Source organism: Helicobacter sp. MIT 03-1614 (assembly GCF_000762925.2).
Classification (GTDB): Bacteria; Campylobacterota; Campylobacteria; order Campylobacterales; family Helicobacteraceae; genus Helicobacter_C; species Helicobacter_C hepaticus.
This window is the reverse complement of record NZ_JRMS02000002.1, coordinates 1-19,142: the sequence shown is the minus strand read 5'-3', so window position 1 is coordinate 19,142 and position 19,142 is coordinate 1. Positions and strand designations below refer to the sequence as shown.

The window sequence follows — 19,142 nt, the reverse complement described above, 5'->3', positions numbered from 1 at the left end:
ACTATGTGCAGCTTGCAAAATAGTTGCGCACTACTTCCCTATCATCAAAATATATTTTTTCATTACCAATAATTTGATAATCTTCATCGCCTTTGCCTAAAATCAAAAGCACTTCATCAGATTCTAAGGATTCTAGCGCCATATAAATTGCTTTTTTGCGATCTGCTTCAACAAATACATATTCTCCATCTTGCATACCACTCAAAATATCCTCAATAATGCTTTTTGGGGATTCTGTGCGTGGATTGTCGCTTGTGATATAAATTTTATGTGCAAATTGTTGCGCACAAGCTCCCATTTTAGGGCGTTTAGATTTATCTCTATCACCACCTGCCCCAAAAACAACAGCTATTTTACAATGCCTAAAACTCTCAAAGATTTGATACATACCATCGTATGTGTGAGCAAAATCCACAATAACAAGAGGCATATTATGCACTACCTCCATACGTCCGCTCACGCCACCAAAATGTTCTAATGCCTCCGCTATTCGCTCTAGTGGTTCTTGAGTGAGAATCTTTACTGCTCCAATAGCAGCAAGGGTATTATACAGGTTATGCTTTCCATACAAATGCGCTTGTATTGCACTTTGTTCATTTGTCTTATAATCTCGTTCTCTCCACGAAATATACCCATCAATACCATTTTCAAGTGCATATACATCAACGCTTAAATTTCCTTTTTTTTCTATGCCATAGAAATATGCTGCTTTATCAGTGCAATATATATAGGGCTCATCAGCATTGAGGAGTTTTCTACCTTCACCTTCAAAAAAGCTATTTTTAATGCGCCGATATTCTTCTACACTCTTATGATAATCCAAATGATCACTTGTAATATTTGTGAGAATCTTAAGCGCAAAATCAAGTCCGGCTATGCGTTCTTGTTCAATAGCGTGGGAGCTTACTTCCATAATAAAAAAATTACACTTTTGCTCCATTGCTATACAAAGATTTTCATATAGCTCAAGCATACTTGGAGTTGTCAAGCCTTTAGGTTTAATCCTATGCTCATTAATAAAAAAACCTCTTGTGCCAAGCAAGGCAACATTAAATCCCAAATCAAGCAAAATAGAGTAAATAATAGCTGCGGTGGTTGTTTTTCCATTTGTGCCAGTGATACCTACAATATTTGGTGAATTATGAGAAAAATTTGCCATAAGAATATCGTTAAGTTCATAAGATTCTACCATAGAGCAAGATTGTGCTATTTGAGGCGTAATAAAGTTTTTATTTTGTTTATTCTTTACGAATAAAACCTTGTCTGTATCTGTATCTTTTTGCAAGCCAAATTTATCACCCTCACCTTTTAAGAGGGATTCTATCACTCGTGTATCATCTGTCAGAGCTATAAAGCTTCTATCCTTATAACTTACGTTTTTTTTGATTATCATCAGCTACCTTTTGGAGAATCTTCTCAATCTCTTTATCGTAAATAACACTTTTTTTTAAAGATTCCATATATTCAATATATTCCATTGACATATCTTGATAATTATTTTCTACAAGTTGATTAAGAAATTCATAAAACTCATTCTTGTTTGTAAAAATAATTTTAGTACTAAAGATTAAGTCTTCAAAAGCTTCTTTAAAGTTCTGCTTGTCTTGGACAATTTGTTTGAAATCCTGATATAAGATGCCATTAATCGCATCAGCACGTAAATTTTCAATATGCTTTATCATATTAAAAATTTTATTAGTGCTTTTATCAAAACTGCGAATGGTTTTAAGCATTTGTTCTCTCGCCTTACTCTTGCTTATTTCTTGTGAAAGCAAAATTTGATAATACTCATATAAACCAAGAGCTTGTTCTTCAAAATCTTGAGCCATATCCGAAAGAAGTACACCAATAGTGGATTCTGTATTATTAGGTTCAAGACTTAAATTATGTGCAAAAAATCCAAAAGCTTTTTTATACTGCTTAGCGGCAAAAAAATCAAAAGCTTTTTTATTGTTTTTATTGATAACTTGACGTGTGCGCGTATCAGTTAGCTTGATTGATTCCATAAATTCTATCCTATTTGAAAATCTGCTTCTTTTCCGTGTTGAACATTAACAATAGCTATATCAGGGTGAATTTCCTCTTTAAGACGATTCTCAATGGCATATTTAAGCGTATTTGCTGAACTCGGACACCCTTTGCACGCACCTTCAAGGCGCACATATACTTTTGCATCTTTAATACCAAGTAAAGTAATATCACCGCCATCAAGCGTAAGTGTAGGACGCACTTTTTGGATAACTATTTCAACAGGCATTTTAAGCTCTTCATCACTAAAAGGAAACACTCAAACTCCTTATGATTCTATAATTTAATATACAATTTTAACGTATTTTTTCAAATACTAGAAAATCAAAGAATTGTTTATAAATGATACAAAATGATAATTTTAAAGTAAAAAACCTCAAAACCCTCTTTATTATTTATAATAAATCCTTATAGAATAAAAGCTAGAAAACTAAGATAATATTAAGGAGTAAAATTATGAACAAAATGTTGGCATTAATCTTAGGTTGCATCATAGGTTTTGGTTTTTTGGGCTGTAGTGAAGATAAAACACAAGAAAGCTATAAAGTGAAATTTGCTCACGTTGTAAGTAGTAATACTCCTAAGGGTAAAGCTGCTGATTTTTTTGCCAAACGCGTAAATGAACTTAGTGGCGCTAAAATCAAAGTAGAAGTATTTCCAAGTGCACAACTTGTAGATGATGATAAAGTATTCCAAGAACTTACACGCAATAATATTCAAATGGCAGCACCAAGTTTTTCAAAATTTACACCTATTGCCAAAGAATTTAATATATGGGATATTCCATTTTTATTCCGTGATACAAACCATTTGCATAAAGTTATGGATGGAGAAGTTGGTCAGATTCTAAAAGATGTTATTTCACAACGTGGTATTATTGCTCTTGATTATTGGGACGCTGGTTTTAAACAATTTAGCACCAATAAAAAGCCTATTATTGTGCCTGAAGATGCTAAGGGACAAAAAATGAGAATTATGAGCTCTAAAGTGCTAGAGGAGCAAACAAAAGCCATTGGTGCTATTCCTCAAGTATTACCATTTGGTGAAGTATATTCTGCACTTTCTACAGGCGTAGTTGATGCAGCCGAAAATCCTCTCTCTAACTTCTATAATTCTAAATTTTATGAAGTGCAAAGCTCTGTTACACTTTCAAATCACGGCTATTTAGGTTATCTAGTTGTGGTGAGTGATAAATTTTGGAAGGAGCTTCCTGATGATTTAAAAGAAATTTTTAAGCAAGCTCTCCACGAAGCTACAGAGTTTGAACGAGAAGAAAGTGCAAAAGAAGAAAAACTATTTCTTAAAAAACTTGAAAAGGATGACGCAACAAAAACACAAATTATCACACTTAATGATGAGCAAAAAGCTCTATGGAAAGAAACTATGCAGACTATTTATCCCAAGTTTTATAATATAGTTGGGCAAGATTTGATTGAAAAAATTATACAAGTGCAATAATTTGCGGAGGAAACTTGATGTTTTCTTGGATTACTAAACCATTTGTATGGGCACATCATAACCCACGCATTCTTAAAATTTTTGCCATTTTAGATAAAATTATTGCCTCTATAAATAAAAACATTGCCGTAATTGGCTTAGTTGTAGGGGTGCTTATTACTGCTTTAAATGTATTTTGCCGTTATCTCACTGGATTATTTCCAGATTTTATCCACCTCTCACTGACTTGGGCAGAAGAAATTGCACGATATTGTTTTTTGTGGTCAGCTCTTTTTGGTGCAGCATATGGATTTAGAAAAGGCGTACATATCAGTGTTACTATGCTTCTTGAGCGTTTTCCTCCTCAATATGCTAAAGCTTGTGTGCTTGGTATACATACGCTTAATGCAATCTTTCTTGCTTTTATGACATATGCCGGAGCTATGGTATGTTATGATAATTATATTCTTGGTTATATGAGCGAAGCTCTGCATAATGTCCCTTTATGGATTTTTTTGCTTTGTCTGCCTTTTGCTTTTTTTGGTGCAACTTACCGTTGTATTGAAAAAATCTATGAAGTCTCTTGGATGGAAGCAGACAAAGTAATTAAAAATGCCGAAAATGAAATGATACACGATTCTGTGATTAAAGATTAATGGAGTATTAATGAGTGTTGCATATCTAATGGTTGCTTTATTTGGTTTATTGCTTTTAGGTGTTCCTGTTTCGGTTGCTTTAGGCATAAGCGCAATTAGTGCACTGTATTTTTTTACTTCATACAATATTATTGGTTCAGCTGAAATTATGTTTAATGGCTTAAAACCTGCTCTTATGGCAATTCCTATGTTTATTCTTGCAGGTTCTCTTATGAGTAAAGGAAGTTCAGCTCAACGTATTATCAATTTTGCAACCTCTCTTGTAGGGCATTTACCGGGTGGATTACCTATAAGTGCAATTTTAGCTTGTATAATTTTTGCTGCCGTAAGCGGTAGCTCCCCTGCTACGGTTGTAGCTGTAGGTTCAGTAATGTTTTTAGCCATTGCTAATGCAAAATATCCAAAAAGTTATGCCATAGGTGCTATTACATCAGCTGGAAGTCTAGGGATTCTTATTCCTCCTTCAGTTGTAATGATTGTCTATGGTGTAACAGCAGAAGTTTCCATTGAAAAACTTTTTATGGCAGGAGTGATTCCGGGGTTAATGATTGGCACTATGATGATGCTTTATGCGTATGTAGGTGCAAAACGACTAGGTTTCAAAGCGACAAAACCTGAAAGTTTCAAAGTGCGTTTTCAAAAATTCAGAGAAGCATTTTGGGCATTGCTTATTGTCTTTGTTATCATTGGAGGTATTTATGGGGGTATATTTACTGCTACAGAAGCAGCAGGCATTAGTGCAGTATATGCGTTTATTGTCTCTGTTTTTGTATATAAAGATATTAAACTCAAGAATCTTCATTCGGTATTTTTAGATGCAGCTATTACCACAGCTATGATATTTTTTATCATAGGTTTTGCAGTCGTATTTGCACATTTTTTAACCAATGAGAGAATCCCTCATCTTATAGCTGAATTTCTTATTGCGCAGCAAATGAGTTGGTGGGTATTTCTTATCCTTGTAAATATTATGCTCTTTGTTATGGGGCAGTTTATGGAACCTAGCTCTGTGATTATGATAATGACACCTCTCCTTTTGCCCATTGCCTTAGCTCTTGGTATAGACCCCATACATTTTGGTGTTGTAATGGTTGTAAATATGGAACTAGGTATGCTTACACCACCTGTAGGTTTAAATCTTTTTGTGGCAAGTTCACTTACTGGGCTTAGCCTTAAAGATGTAACAACTTCGGTGCTTCCTTGGCTTGGAATAATGTTGGTGGGTTTATTGCTTATAACTTATATTCCAGATATTTCGCTTTGGTTACCTAATAAACTCAATTAAAAGGAGGATTTATGGAGTTTAAAAATGTCAAGCAAATTGAAAAGGCTCAGAACTTTAACCAAAAAGATGGTATAAAGCTTTTTATTGTACTCATCTTTTTTCTAGTTATTTCTCTGATAGCAATTTTTGTTCATACAGGATATAACACACTTTTACTTGTTTTTGCAACTATCATCGGTGGCTATATGGCGATGAGCATTGGAGCAAATGATGTGGCAAACAATGTTGGACCAGCAGTTGGCTCCCACGCAATTACACTTGTAGGGGCGATTATAATTGCTGCAATTTGTGAAGCTATGGGAGCAGTTATCGCTGGTGGAGAAGTCGTAGAGACGATTAAATCAGGTATTATAGATTCTCAAAATATCACTGACCCAAGTGTGTTTGTGGCTCTTATGCTAGCAGCGCTTGCTTCAGGTGCAGTATGGTTACACCTTGCTACTGCTATCGGAGCTCCTGTTTCAACTACACATTCTCTTGTAGGTGGAATCTTAGGTGCTGGAGTTGTTGCAGTAGGCTTTGAAATTGTAAATTGGGGAGAGTGTTTACGCATTGTATCAAGTTGGGTTATCTCACCTGTGCTTGGTGGTTTGATTGCAGTAATTTTTCTTATCATCATTAAAAAAAGCATTACCTATAAAGAAGATAAACGTGAGGCAGCCAAAAAAGTAGTGCCTATTCTCGTTTTTGTAATGACTTGGGCTTTTAGTCTTTACCTTATACTCAAAGGTTTAAAAAAGATATTACCATCGCTTGATTTGGTTTTATCTGTAGGCATTAGCTTTATTATAGCGATTGGGGTTTATTTTATCGTGCGCCCTATCATAGCCAAGAAAGCAGATTCTCTCCTAAACACCAAAGAAGACATTAATTCACTGTTTACTATTCCTCTTGTTTTTTCAGCAGCACTTTTAAGCTTCGCTCACGGAGCAAATGATGTTGCCAACGCTATTGGACCACTCGCAGCAATTAATGAAACGTTAAAAAATCTTAGCGAATCTCTTCCTACAAGTAAAGCAGGTGTACCATTATGGATTATGCTGGTAGGTGGGCTTGGTATTTCTCTAGGACTTGCACTCTATGGACCAAGACTTATCCGCACGGTGGGAAGCGAAATTACTGAATTAGATAAAATAAGAGCATTTTGTATCGCTATGAGCGCAGCCTTAACTGTTCTCTTGGCTTCCCAACTTGGATTACCTGTAAGCTCAACACATATTGCCATTGGAGCAATATTTGGTGTGGGATTCTTACGTGAATATCTTAAAAAACGCTATTATGAAATGCAGCAAATCATCATAAAAGCTCATAAGGGGAAAGATGCTCAAGAAGTAGAGGCATTTTTAGAGCGTTTTAATAAAGCAAGCATTAAGAAAAAAGGTTTGATGTTAGAATCTATTAAGAATAATAGACAACTCAAAGATATACCATATTTTGATAGAAAAGAGCGAAAATCACTTAAGAAAGCTTATAAACAAGAGTTAGTAAAACGTAATGCGATTAATAAAATAATTGCTTCTTGGCTTATCACCGTGCCTGTATCTGCTGTCCTTGGCGGAGTTACTTATTATGTGATTACTAGTCTTGGCTTTAGCATTTAGTTTTTTAAAAGATTTGATTGATTACAATTAAATCTTTACTTTTTAAGACAAGGAGATTTTTTGGACCCGTATTCGTCCATTTTAATGCTTATTTTGGCATTATTTTTAGTATTTCTTAATGCCTTTTTTGTGCTTTCAGAGTTTGCTATTGTTAAAATACGAAAATCAAAGCTAGAGGAACTTGCGAAAAATGAAGTTAAAAATGCTTCTCTTGCTTTAAAAATTACTCATTCGCTTGATACATATTTGAGTGCAACACAACTTGGCATCACTCTTGCTTCTCTCGCACTAGGTTGGATTAGTGAAAATGCTTTTGTTAAGCTTATAAGTATTCCATTTGGTTATCTTTTGGAATCTTCTCCTCTTTTAGTGCATTCTATTGCATCAATGATTGCTTTTGTTTTCGTAACGCTTCTTCACGTTGTGCTTGGAGAGCTTGTGCCAAAGTCAGTTGCCATTGCCAAAACAGAATCGGTCGTGCTTCTCATTGCCAAACCACTTTATACATTTCGGATTATCTTTTCTCCATTGATTAAGCTTTTTGATTTACTTGCAGCATTTTTTCTTAAGTTTATTAACATCTCACCTGCACGTGAAAATGAAGCTGTCCATTCCGATGAGGAACTTAAAATTATTATAGGTGAAAGTCTTAAAGAAGGCTATATAGATTCTATAGAGGGTGAGATTATTAAAAACGCTGTTGATTTCTCTGATACCCTTGCTAGAGAAATTATGACGCCCAGAAAAGATATGATATGTTTAAATGCACAAGATGGATATGAAAAAAATATTGATATTATTTTGCAAACAAATCACACGCGCTATCCTTACTATCAAGATTCCAAAGACAATATTCTAGGTATGATACATATCCGCGATTTATTTGAAAACGCAATAAAAGGCAAAGAGCATAATCTCTCTAAACTTGTCCGCAATATGATTATTGTGCCAGAGAGCGCACATATCTCTGAAATTTTAAATACAATGAATCGTCAGCAAGTCCATACTGCACTTGTTGTTGATGAATATGGTGGCACTTCTGGACTTTTGACAATGGAAGATATTATTGAGGAAATTATGGGGGATATTTCTGATGAACACGATCTTAAAATTGAAGATATGAGGCAAATTGATGCGCAAACTTATGAATTTGATGGAAAACTTGAAATAAGTGATATTGAAGAAATGCTTGACATTACTTTCAAAAATACAAATGACCATATCACTATTGGAGGCTATGTATTTGGATTATTTGGGCGATTACCTATGATGAAAGATAAAATTACTGATGAACATTGCATTTTTGAAGTGCTTGAAATGGAAGGTGCAAGAATTAAAAAATTAAAAGTTACTTATACACCAAAAATAACATCAACGCTTTGATTTTTCTCTTACCATTTGCACAAGGGCAATAGCATTCTCGCGTGGTAAGTCTGGAAGCATTCCGTGTCCTAAATTAAAGATATGTCCCTTTTCTTTTCCCATAATTTTTAGAATCTCATCAATTCCACGCTCCATAGATTCTTTATCATAAAGCCTTGAAGGTTCAAGATTACCTTGTAAAACATATTTTGCGCCAAGATATGATTTTGCTAATGCCATAGGTGTGCCCCAATCCACACCAAAGACATCAAAACATCCATCAATTTTATCTAAATATCCAGCAATCCCTTTAGGAAAAAGCATAACAGGAATATGTGGATATTTGCCCTTGATGTATTGAGCGATATCTTTCATATATTTCCAACTAAATTCAAAATATGCCTCACATTCAAGTGCACTTGCCCAGCTATCAAAAATCTGCACTGCATTTGCCCCTGCGCGGATTTGCCCCTCCAGATAAAGTTTGAGCTCCTCACTCAAAGTTTCAAGCAAAGTTTTCAAAATATAAGGCTCTTTATAAAGCATTGCTTTACTTTTAGCGTAAGTTTTACTCCCCTGCCCCTCAATCATATAGGTTGCTAAAGTCCAAGGAGAACCACAAAATCCTATAAGTGCTTTCTCTTTTGGTAGCTTAGAGCGGATAGAGCTTAGGGTGTCATAAACATAAGTAAGGCGTTTATGCGCACCCTCTTGTAAATTCGCAACATCACTCACATTGCTGATTGTGCGATTAAATTTAGGACCCTCGCCTGCGAGAAACTCAAGGGGTAACCCCATTTCTAAAGGCACAACTAAAATATCGCTAAATAAAATAGCTGCATCAACATCAAGAATCTCCACAGGCTGCAATGTTACTTCCGTAGCAAGTTCTACATTTTTGCATAAGCTTAAAAAACTTCCAGCCTTTGTTCTTGTTTGTTTGTATTCACTCAAATATCGACCTGCTTGGCGCATAAGCCATATAGGCGTATAAGGCGTGGGTTTTCTAAAACACGCATCAATAAAAATCATTTATTACTCCTACTTTAGTTTTGCATTTCAATCCACTTTTGAGCGATTCTCACAGCATTTGTTGCTGCACCCACACGAATTTGGTCAGCTACACACCACAAATGCACAATATGTTTATCAAAATTATCCTCACGCACACGTCCCACATAAGTTTGATCTGTTTCAGTCGCTAATATTGGCATAGGATAAAGCTTTTCTTGAGGATTATCACAGAGCACAATATAAGGAGATTCTAAAAGAATCTCACGCACTTGTTTTGCGCTCACTTCGGATTCAAAAGTAATGCTTATAGATTCACTATGACTTCGCAACACAGGCACTCGCACACAAGTCGCACTCAAAGGAAAATCTGCGTGCATAATCTTATGCGTCTCATTAATCATTTTCATTTCTTCTTTTGTATAATCATTGGACATAAATACATCAATATGCGGAATTACATTCAAAGCAAGGCGATGAGGGAATATTTGCGGTTGTGCCTCATCAAGCTTGAAAGCAAAAAATGCTTGCATTTGCAACACAAGCTCTTCCATACCGCGCTTTCCTGCACCACTCGCAGCTTGATAAGTGCTTACATCTACACGTTTAATCTTAAATGCCTTATGCAAAGGAGCGAGTACCTGCACCATTTGGATTGTAGAGCAATTGGGATTAGCGATAATGCCCTTTTTGTCCCAAAATGCTATATCTTGTGGATTCACATCAGGCACGACTAATGGGACATCTTTATCCATACGAAAATAGCTTGTATTATCAATCACTACTGCTCCAGCTTTGGCAGCGCTTGGCACAAACCGCTCACTCACTGCTCCACCAGCAGAAAAAAAAGCGATATGTATGCCCTCTTTTGCAAATACTTCATCTGTGGTTTCTAAAATCTTGTAAGTTTGGGCATTAAATTCTATTTCTTTGCCTACACTCCGCTCACTGGCTAATGGCACAATCCTTGATACAGGAAATTTATGTTCTTCTAATACATTAAAAATCTCTTCACCTACAGCACCACTTGCTCCAACTACACCGACAACATATTCTTTCACATTTAATCCTTTAACCCCATATTAAATCCTTAAAGTAAACGATAAATTTCTAGTATAACAAGATTTTCTCAATTAATGATTAATTATGCACCTTATGTGAAAGCTCCTTATAAGCAGCGCGTAAATAATAAAAATCCTCTTTCGTAATTTTGATGTATTAGCTTTGGGCGATAAATCGTGGATTCTCTATTGTCAGCTTTAATTATTAATTTAAATAAACTTAAATGATGAAATCAGAAAAAATAAAAAGAAAAAAAGGACAAAAATAGAGCTAAATCAAGCTTAAGAATCTCACAAAAGTAACGAGATTCTTAAAATTAAAATATACCCCTAAAAGAGGTATATCTAGTGTATACTTGCCATACTCCTTTCAAATTCACTTGCTTTACGATAAGGAGTTTCAGCAAGTGGAATATCATTTGTACCTTTAGAACAGCGCAAACAAATCCTCACACATTGAATAAGAACAAGACAAGTAATAAACATAAACAATCCGCAAAGGAAAGCATTGATTAAGTTATTATTGGCAATTGTAGCAAATTTTGTTGCTTCAGCACTTAAATTTGCAATCATATCAACATCAAGCCCTGAAGCCTTTGCTTCTGCAATTTCTTGCATTTTTGCTGCAGCCTTTTGACCATTGATTTGCCACAATGCAATATGAGAAACTGCATCATGGACTTTTTCGCCATTTGCAGGAAGAAGTTTGCATACACCAGCATACATTGTGCTAAAAAGCACCCACGCTGCAGGAAGTATAGCAACCCACGCTTGTTTTGCTTTACCCATTTTGAAAAGCACCACAATAACCGTGAGTAATGCCATACCTGCAAGCATTTGATTCGATACGCCAAAGAGTGTCCAAAGCGATTTTACTCCACCTTGTGGGTCTGTGATACCTTGATAAAGGATATATCCCCAACCAACTACACAAATGAGTGTTGCCACAACACCCCAAAACATTGAGTGAATGTTTCCAATAGGTTTATATACATTTCCTAATACATCTTGCACCATAAAGCGTCCTGCTCTTGTGCCTGCATCAACAGCAGTTAAAATAAAGAGTGCTTCAAACAAAATCGCAAAGTGATACCAAAATGCCATAGAACCTTGATTAAAAAGTGGCACTTGAGAAATAATAGTGGCTAAACCAATCGCAAATGTAGGCGCACCACCTGTTTTACTTAAAATACTATTTTCGCCAATCTCTTGTGCTGTGTGCAAAATTTGTTCAGGAGTAATCACAAATCCCCATTGGCTAATTGTCTGTGCAGCTATTGCTGCAGCTTCTGCGACATCTTTTACGCCTGCTGTTCCAAGCGCTGCAGGAGCAACATTGATAGAAAAATACAAGCCCGGAGTAAGAATCACAGCAGCTACAAGTGCCATAACTGCAACTGCAGATTCCATAACCATAGAACCATAGCCTACCATTCTCGCGTGAGATTCTTTTTCTAGCATTTTTGGTGTTGTCCCACTTGAAATAAGTGCGTGAAATCCGCTAATCGCTCCACACGCAATTGTTATAAAAAGAAATGGGAAAAGCTCCCCGCTAAATACTGGTCCCGTGCCATCAACAAACTTAGTTGTACTTGGGAATTGCACATCAGGAGCAACTACTAAGATACCCCCTGCCATTAATACAATCACACCGATTTTCAAAAATGTGCTTAAATAATCACGAGGTGCAAGCAAAAACCAAACAGGCAAGATTGCCGCAACAAATCCATATACAATCATTACATAAGTAAGCTGAATGGGTGTGAGTGTAAAAAATTCAGCAAGTTCAGGGTGAGCCGCAACATCGCGTCCATAAAACAACGCAAGAAGCAAAAGAACAAATCCAATAATACTTGCTTCGCCAATTTTACCCGGACGTAAGAATCTCATATGAATTCCCATATAAATAGCAATAGGAATCGTCATCGCAATCGTAAATAATCCCCAAGGAGATTCTGCAAGTGCATTTACTACGACAAGTGCCAAAATTGCAATAATGAGCATCATAATCCCTAGAATCCCTATCATTGCAATAGAGCCTACAGGCTTACCAAGCTCTAATTTAATAATTTCACCTAGAGATTTACCATTGCGGCGCATAGAGATAAAAAGCACCGTGAAATCGTGAACTGCACCAGCAAGCACCACACCTACCACAATCCAAATCATACTAGGCAAATATCCCATTTGCGCTGCTAAAATTGGACCTACAAGCGGACCAGCTCCAGCAATTGCAGCAAAATGATGTCCAAAAAGCACTATTTTATTTGTTGGGCAAAAATCACGTCCATCATTATTGACAACGGCAGGAGTTGCACGATTATCATCAAGCTCAAGCACCTTATGAGCAATATACTTTGAATAGTAACGATATGCTATTGCATAAATACATACTGCTGCTACCACAATCCATACAGCTGAAATACTTTCTCCTGTATGCAATGCTAAAACACCAAAGCACCAAGCGCCTAAAAGCGAGATAAGTCCCCAAATTCCTATACTTACAATTTTGTTCATAACTCTCCTTTATTTTTTAGATAATTTTAAGTTTAAATACTTCAAACTTAAAACCTATCTAATATTTAAATGAGAATTTAACTTTTTATCTTTTAGAGTAGATTAGTAACATTAAACCAAGTACAAAATCTATAAATTATCTTTATTTATCTACATAACATAGTTAAAAAATTAAGTTTACTTGCATTATACTTTTAAGTTAAATATAAATCGTTCAATTAAATATAAATAAGTGACGGAAGGGGGATTATGCAAAACATAAACATAGTGCAATATAAAATTTCAAATACTTTTTTCATTGTGTTTTTACTTTCTATGGCTTTTTTCTCGCTCAAAGCACAAAACTATACTAGAAATCTTCCAAGCTCCATTATCTTGCAAAATGGAGAGAGTAGAAGCGATATTCTTACTTCAGTATGTGGGAATCAATATTGCGCATTTGGCTTAATGAGCAATAATGCTGGAAGCTATGACTTCAGCTATTCTACCCATAATGGTTCTTCGAAGCTTTCTCTCGTTGCAAATACTCCTACAAATCCTTATAACCATAGGCATTCTGTATTTTATATGAGACATCTTAATGTAGGAGAAAATTCAACATTAAGTATAAATGATTTTCATACATTTGCCCTCTCTGGTGAGCTTACGCTTAATAATAATGCTGCTCTTGAGATTATTTTGCAAAAAGGAGAAAAAATACCTGCGAGTGAATTTGCCCCTTCATCAAAAGTGCATTTTTCACGCAATGCAAATTTTTATCTTGGCAATGGCTCAACACTTAATATAAGCAATACTGATTTTGTCATAATAAGCTCTAAAGGCATTATAAATAATAATGCACAAATGATTTTAGATTCTAGCACAATAAGATTCCAAAATACTCTCCACAATAAGGGCACAATAGAACTTACAGGAGATGTATATAACATAGGACAAAGCCAAACAATCACAAATCTTGGCACTTCGCATTTTATCAATTATGGCAATGTCAAAGTGAATGGGAATTTTTATAATGGTGGCACTCCACGTGCCGATTCAGTGCAAGGAAGCTGGTGGCAAAATGATGCACCAAGCCCGGGTGGAGGGAATCTTATAAACTATGGTGGAACAATTCATATTACGGGTAACCTTATTAATGCGCAAGGCGTTGAACTTGGAAAAACACAAAATTCAAGTGTGCAAATTTATGGTGGCACAATCAAAGTTGATGGAGGAATTAACAACGGAGCTAATAATACACTTATTTTAGGTTGGTATAATGGGAAAATGGGGCAGATTGATGGAAATGTAACCAATCGTGGTATAGCCAAAGTTGATATTACAGGAGCAACGCTTAATACAGATCATAGAATCGCTGGTGGTTGGCATACTGGCAGGCTTAATGCAAATCGAGATGTCTTACTAAATGGGAGCAAAAGTGAATTTTTAAACGCGAGAATTAGTCATTACCAAAATAGCACAACAATCACACTTAATAAAAACACTCAAGCTATTAACGCTTTTATGAACACTCTTCCTATACAATCAAAAACTATTCTTACCGCGCTTGAAGATAGTCTTTACAATCCTAATACAATAGGACAACAAAGTATTTATGCTTATGGCAATAAAAATTACCTTACAAAACTAGGAAATAATATTAATGAAAGCGCAGAATCTATGCTCCTTTATGCCTCTCCTTTAAATATATGGGCTATAGTTCAAAATAGTATTATGCCGCTTAAAGCTCAAGTAATGCCCCCTCCACGCAAATCTGTTTTCAACATAGCTCCTTTAAGCTCTATTGCTTCACGTGGCTCACTTAAATCCCCTCTTAATGGTGTAAATATTAGTGCCCAAATTCCTTATAAGACACATTTTCTTAGCGCTTTTGCTGCTTATGGAAATACAAACGCTACCCATACACTTACCCACTTGCAAACTCATTTTGACACAAACTCTTTTCTTATAGGTTTATATGATAGAATCTCCCTACCATATATAGAAGTTTCACTCCTTGCATACTATGGTGCTAGTTTTAACAAAGCTAAACGACATCTTTTATTAAACAACAGTGCTTTTCAAACACGCTATTCTTATCACGAGCTTGGTTTATCAGCCCAAATCACTCATCTATTGCGCTTTGAAAAACTATGGATAAAGCCATTTATAGGGATTAACTATGCTTTTGGCTTACAAAGTGCCTTCAAAGAAAATCTTGTTTCAGATACCACCTCCGCTATGCTTACAGCTCCTATGTGGCTTTCTCATTTGCCACAACTCTCACTTGGCACACAAGGGCAATACTACTTAAAAAAGCAACACTTTCTCTTTGGAGGAGCGCAGATTCAATATGCACTCACAAATTCCTCTTTTTCCGCTCATTTTGGCTCTTCAGTTCTTAACTTTAACCCTCAAAATTCACTTGGGCTTACACTTCATTTTGGTGGCTCTATGCCTATAGCTAAAGAATTCTCTCTTAGTGCTTATGCGCTTTATTCACGCTCACACTTGGCATTTCAAAGTTATTCAGGCACACTTAATCTCTCATATTATTTCTAGGTGATTACCTCAAATATGTTACAATCGCCTCTTTCAATACAGCATAAGGATAACAATATATGGTAGAAGTTTTAGCCAAAATCACAACTCAACGCTCACAAGATATTACCCTTAAAGGCTTTGATTTTGGCTATGAGATTCCAAAGCAAAGAATCCACCCTTTAATCAAACCTCATTTAGATTCTGTCTTTTTTATTGCCGAAATAAAACGCTCTTCACCATCAGCTGGAACTATTAAGGAGATACCCTCTGTTACAAAACTTGCTGGGGATTATCTTAATGGCGGTGCTGGAGCAATTTCGGTGCTTTGTGAGGAACACTATTTTGGAGGAAGCTTGCTTGATTTAATGTCCGTAAAATCTGCTTATCCTAATGCCTGTATCCTACGCAAAGACTTTATTCAATATCCTCAAGAGGTTGATGTTAGTTATCGTGCTGGAGCAGATATGGTGCTGCTAATTGTAGCGATGTTTATCAATGAAGATGGGGGATTTTCTCATTTTAAAATGATTTATGAGGAATGTTTAAAAGTTGGGATTACACCACTTATTGAAGTGCATACTCAAGCTGAAATTGACTTTATTGCGCCACTTCAAGCACCACTTATAGGCATTAATTCGCGCAGTCTTCACACCTTTGAGATTAATATTCCTGCAGCCTGTGCACTTAAAAATGCACTTTCTCATAGTAAAATCATCTTTGAATCCGGTATAGATTCTCCTTACTCTGCTTTTATAACAGGCTCTTTAGACTTTGATGGACTACTTTGCGGAAGTTATCTTGTCTCACATAAAAATCCAACTACTGCTTTGCAATCTCTCAAACACGCTTTCACACTTGGCAAAACACAAAAACCTCGCTTTTATCGCCAAATATTTGAATCCCTAAGTGCGCACTCCCCACAATCTAGACCTCTACTTAAAATATGTGGCATTACAAATCTTGATGATGCACTTATGGTAGGGCAAGAAAAAATAGATATGCTCGGTTTTATTCTTGTTAAACACAGCCCACGATACATAGAATCTAAGCAGATTAAAGACATTGCTAAAGCCTTGCAAAAACTCTATCCACATATTTTACGCATAGCCGTAATAAATGATGATAAACAAGCACTCAATGAGGCAAAATCTCTTTATCAGCAAGGCTACATTGATGCAATTCAACTTCACGCATTGAATCTCCTCACACCTGATATATTTGCTAAGAGCGACCTTAAAGAGGCACTTTTTTGTTTTTATCCTGTGCAAAATATTGCTCACATAGAGGATTTTACACCATATTATGAGGGTATATTTTGTCTTGTAGATTCCAAAAGTGCGCAAGGGGGTGGTTCTGGGCAAAGTATCAATAAAGATGTTTTGCGCTCGTTACAGGAGAGATACTTGTGTATCGCAGGAGGAATCAATCCACACAATATTGGAGATTTTTTAGCTCTTAAGCCCACTTTGCTTGATATTAATTCTGGTATAGAAAAAGAAGTAGGAAAAAAAGATATTCACAAACTCCGTGCTTTACTTGACAATCTAAAAAATGCAATAAAATCCACAAAGGAGCAAAAATGAAAAAAATACTTGTAACCTTAATTTTTAGCCTATGGAGCATTTGTGTTTTTGCAACTGCTAAAGAGCTTAATCTCATTATGGCGGGCGATGCCTTGCTTCATTCCACTGTATATAAAGATGCCAAACAAGAAGATGGAAGTTATGATTTTAGTTCTATGCTCACCGCATTAAAGCCTGTGGTAGAAAAATATGATTTGGCATTTTATAATCAAGAGACGATTCTAGGGGGTGTAAAGCTTGGTTTAAGCACTTACCCAAACTTTAACTCACCTCAAGAATTTGGCGATAATATGCTTTCTCTAGGTTTTAATCTCATCTCTCTTGCTAATAACCATACACTTGATAGGGGAGAAAGGGCTGTGCGTTCTTCTTTAGCTTATTGGGAGGAAAAACCTGTCCTTACTGCTGGAAGTTATAACTCATTTTTAGAACGCAATACACCAAAGATTGAGCAAAAAAATGGTATTAAATATGCACTTTTGGCTTATACTTATGGCACAAATGGCATTCCTCTACCAAAGGGCAAGGAATATCTAGTAAATGTATATACAAAGGCTATGCTTGAAAAAGATATAAAAGCTATTCGCTCGCAAGTGGATTTTCTTATGGTATCAATGCACTGGGGTATTGAATACGATTTTATTCCCTCTAAAGAACAACGTGATTTGGCAAAGTTTCTAGCAGATTTGGGTGTGGATTTGATAATCGGCACACACCCACACGTAGTACAGCCTGCAGAATGGATAGGTAATACTTTAGTATATTATTCACTTGGCAACCTTATCTCTGGGCAAAGAGGCACAAATAAACGTATTGGTATGCTAGGAAGCGTGCATATCACAAAGATTCAAGATGGCAAAGTTAAACTTTCAAATCCACGTGCAGAGCTTATCTACAATTACTATAATCCACATTTTAAAGATTTTAAACTAATGTGGTTTGACGAACTCAACAACACGATTTTGCCTAATTATAAAGAAATCTATAAACAATATACCCATATTATCACGCAAGGCAAACAAGATATTCAACTTGGTTTATAAATAAAGCACATTTATAGAATCTAACGTTGCTCTTTAAACTGAATAGGTTGATGACATTCTTGACAATTAGTAGGGTGAGAGGAATTTTTGATAAAAAGGTGCATAGATTCTGTGAGTTTATGCTCTTTACCTGGACACGCACAAGTGTAATAATAATATTTCACCTCACAAGTTGCATTTTGTTGTTCTTCACGATATTTTTCATAGCACATATCTTCTTGTAAAATATGCGTTAAAAGCCAATCTTTTGCGATTGTAGCAATCATTTCTTTAAGCACATCTACGGAATGCACATTTTTTACCATACCTGCCATATCATTGACAATTTGACGATGTATTTTTTTATGTTCTTCTAATTGAGGGAAACCGATTGCCTTCATATATTCCTCTTCATCTTTAAAATGCGTTTTCATATAATCAAAAAACTCAATAAGAATATTTTTCACATCACTTGCTAAACTTTTATTATTATTCGCAATATTATACGCTCTATGAGCAAGAGCAAAAAGCTTCTGGTGCTGTTCATCAATAATCTGATGATGAACGCTAAAATCATCACTCCATTCTGGCAACATAAATCCCCCTCTCTTTTAATTTACTCTACTCCAATATATGTTGAAATGCAATCGTGCAATGACACTCTTTACAATGGATACCTGATTTGCTGTTTTTGACAAAAGTATGGATTGCTTCTGTGAGTTTATGCTCTTTACCTGGACACGCACAAGTGTAAATATAGAATCTTTGAGGTTGAGTAACTGGGCTATTTCTTTGTGCCTTTCTACGATATTTTTCAATCCGCATATCTTCTTGTAAAATATGCGTTAAAAGCCAATCTTTTGCGATTGTAGCAATCATTTCTTTAAGCACATCTACGGAATGCACATTTTTTACCATACCTGCCATATCATTGACAATTTGACGATGTATTTTTTTATGTTCTTCTAATTGAGGGAAACCGATTGCCTTCATATATTCCTCTTCATCTTTAAAATGCGTTTTCATATAATCAAAAAACTCAATAAGAATATTTTT

At 35.7% G+C, this 19,142-nt stretch carries 16 protein-coding genes; 8 read left to right on the top strand and 8 right to left on the bottom strand.

Annotated elements, in window-relative coordinates; translation table 11 throughout:
* Position 1 precedes the first annotated feature (1 nt).
* Genes LS66_RS01340 through LS66_RS01330 form a run of 3 tightly spaced genes read right to left on the bottom strand, consistent with a single transcriptional unit; the run spans position 2 to position 2,287 of the window.
* Positions 2-1,393, bottom strand: coding sequence for a UDP-N-acetylmuramoyl-L-alanyl-D-glutamate--2,6-diaminopimelate ligase (locus LS66_RS01340; protein WP_034366721.1), 1,392 nt, complete (start codon positions 1,391-1,393; stop codon positions 2-4).
* On the bottom strand, positions 1,365-2,006 hold the full coding sequence (locus LS66_RS01335; RefSeq protein WP_034366723.1) for a hypothetical protein: 642 nt from the start codon (positions 2,004-2,006) through the stop codon (positions 1,365-1,367). The genes LS66_RS01340 and LS66_RS01335 overlap by 29 nt, the downstream gene beginning before the upstream one ends.
* Before the next feature lie 5 nt (positions 2,007-2,011).
* A complete protein-coding gene (locus LS66_RS01330; protein WP_011116706.1) occupies positions 2,012-2,287 on the bottom strand; it encodes a NifU family protein in 276 nt (91 codons plus the stop codon).
* A gap of 197 nt (positions 2,288-2,484) precedes the next feature.
* Between LS66_RS01330 and LS66_RS01325 the strand changes: the two genes are divergently transcribed.
* From LS66_RS01325 to LS66_RS01305, 5 genes are read left to right on the top strand one after another with little or no spacing between them, the layout of a single operon-like run.
* Entirely contained in the window at positions 2,485-3,486 is a 1,002-nt protein-coding gene (locus tag LS66_RS01325) for a DctP family TRAP transporter solute-binding subunit (protein ID WP_011116707.1), read from the top strand.
* 17 nt (positions 3,487-3,503) lie between these two features.
* Positions 3,504-4,121: a TRAP transporter small permease gene (locus LS66_RS01320; protein WP_011116708.1), complete on the top strand. Its 618-nt coding sequence runs from the start codon at positions 3,504-3,506 to the stop codon at positions 4,119-4,121.
* A 10-nt stretch (positions 4,122-4,131) separates the two neighbouring features.
* Positions 4,132-5,406, top strand: a complete 1,275-nt coding sequence (locus LS66_RS01315) for a TRAP transporter large permease (RefSeq protein ID WP_034366726.1) — start codon at positions 4,132-4,134, stop codon at positions 5,404-5,406.
* Between the two features lie 11 nt (positions 5,407-5,417).
* On the top strand, positions 5,418-7,007 hold the full coding sequence (locus LS66_RS01310) for an inorganic phosphate transporter (RefSeq protein ID WP_011116710.1): 1,590 nt from the start codon (positions 5,418-5,420) through the stop codon (positions 7,005-7,007).
* 60 nt (positions 7,008-7,067) lie between these two features.
* Entirely contained in the window at positions 7,068-8,390 is a 1,323-nt protein-coding gene (locus LS66_RS01305; protein WP_034366728.1) for a hemolysin family protein, read from the top strand.
* On the opposite strand, the gene hemE is transcribed toward LS66_RS01305, so the two are convergent.
* From hemE to LS66_RS01290, 3 genes are all read right to left on the bottom strand, one after another.
* Positions 8,379-9,401: a uroporphyrinogen decarboxylase gene (gene hemE, locus LS66_RS01300; protein WP_034366731.1), complete on the bottom strand. Its 1,023-nt coding sequence runs from the start codon at positions 9,399-9,401 to the stop codon at positions 8,379-8,381. The genes LS66_RS01305 and hemE overlap by 12 nt on opposite strands.
* Positions 9,402-9,415: 14 nt before the next feature.
* The gene (locus LS66_RS01295; protein ID WP_034366734.1) at positions 9,416-10,441 is read right to left on the bottom strand and encodes an aspartate-semialdehyde dehydrogenase; all 1,026 of its coding nucleotides are present in this window, start codon (positions 10,439-10,441) and stop codon (positions 9,416-9,418) included.
* 345 nt (positions 10,442-10,786) lie between these two features.
* Positions 10,787-12,958, bottom strand: a complete 2,172-nt coding sequence (locus LS66_RS01290) for a carbon starvation CstA family protein (RefSeq protein ID WP_011116714.1) — start codon at positions 12,956-12,958, stop codon at positions 10,787-10,789.
* Between the two features lie 249 nt (positions 12,959-13,207).
* Between LS66_RS01290 and LS66_RS01285 the strand changes: the two genes are divergently transcribed.
* The 3 genes from LS66_RS01285 to LS66_RS01275 are packed head-to-tail and all read left to right on the top strand — an operon-like array spanning position 13,208 to position 18,107.
* A complete protein-coding gene (locus tag LS66_RS01285; RefSeq protein ID WP_052057379.1) occupies positions 13,208-15,499 on the top strand; it encodes an autotransporter outer membrane beta-barrel domain-containing protein in 2,292 nt (763 codons plus the stop codon).
* A 59-nt stretch (positions 15,500-15,558) separates the two neighbouring features.
* Entirely contained in the window at positions 15,559-17,064 is a 1,506-nt protein-coding gene (locus LS66_RS01280; protein ID WP_034366737.1) for a bifunctional indole-3-glycerol phosphate synthase/phosphoribosylanthranilate isomerase, read from the top strand.
* Entirely contained in the window at positions 17,061-18,107 is a 1,047-nt protein-coding gene (locus LS66_RS01275) for a CapA family protein (protein ID WP_034366740.1), read from the top strand. Before LS66_RS01280 ends, LS66_RS01275 begins: the two co-directional genes overlap by 4 nt.
* A gap of 20 nt (positions 18,108-18,127) precedes the next feature.
* Here LS66_RS01275 and LS66_RS01270 read toward each other — a convergent pair whose 3' ends face one another.
* Together LS66_RS01270 and LS66_RS01265 are read right to left on the bottom strand one after the other, a co-directional pair.
* Positions 18,128-18,682 carry a hemerythrin family protein gene (locus LS66_RS01270; RefSeq protein ID WP_011114847.1) on the bottom strand — a complete coding sequence of 185 codons (555 nt, stop codon included), beginning with the start codon at positions 18,680-18,682 and terminating at the stop codon, positions 18,128-18,130.
* A 25-nt stretch (positions 18,683-18,707) separates the two neighbouring features.
* Positions 18,708-19,142, bottom strand: a 435-nt coding sequence (locus tag LS66_RS01265; protein WP_138091817.1) for a hemerythrin family protein, incomplete at its 5' end; no start/stop codon positions are given.

Bases quoted from the DNA above. Each gene is read 5' to 3' on its own strand.
- LS66_RS01270 (WP_011114847.1), bottom strand. From the start codon at position 18,682: ATGTTGCCAGAATGGAGTGATGATTTTAGCGTTCATCATCAGATTATT.
- LS66_RS01315 (WP_034366726.1), top strand. From the start codon at position 4,132: ATGAGTGTTGCATATCTAATGGTTGCTTTATTTGGTTTATTGCTTTTA.
- LS66_RS01290 (WP_011116714.1), bottom strand. From the start codon at position 12,958: ATGAACAAAATTGTAAGTATAGGAATTTGGGGACTTATCTCGCTTTTA.
- LS66_RS01325 (WP_011116707.1), top strand. From the start codon at position 2,485: ATGAACAAAATGTTGGCATTAATCTTAGGTTGCATCATAGGTTTTGGT.
- LS66_RS01310 (WP_011116710.1), top strand. From the start codon at position 5,418: ATGGAGTTTAAAAATGTCAAGCAAATTGAAAAGGCTCAGAACTTTAAC.
- LS66_RS01340 (WP_034366721.1), bottom strand. From the start codon at position 1,393: ATGATAATCAAAAAAAACGTAAGTTATAAGGATAGAAGCTTTATAGCT.
- hemE (WP_034366731.1), bottom strand. From the start codon at position 9,401: ATGATTTTTATTGATGCGTGTTTTAGAAAACCCACGCCTTATACGCCT.
- LS66_RS01280 (WP_034366737.1), top strand. From the start codon at position 15,559: ATGGTAGAAGTTTTAGCCAAAATCACAACTCAACGCTCACAAGATATT.
- LS66_RS01335 (WP_034366723.1), bottom strand. From the start codon at position 2,006: ATGGAATCAATCAAGCTAACTGATACGCGCACACGTCAAGTTATCAAT.
- LS66_RS01320 (WP_011116708.1), top strand. From the start codon at position 3,504: ATGTTTTCTTGGATTACTAAACCATTTGTATGGGCACATCATAACCCA.
- LS66_RS01285 (WP_052057379.1), top strand. From the start codon at position 13,208: ATGCAAAACATAAACATAGTGCAATATAAAATTTCAAATACTTTTTTC.
- LS66_RS01275 (WP_034366740.1), top strand. From the start codon at position 17,061: ATGAAAAAAATACTTGTAACCTTAATTTTTAGCCTATGGAGCATTTGT.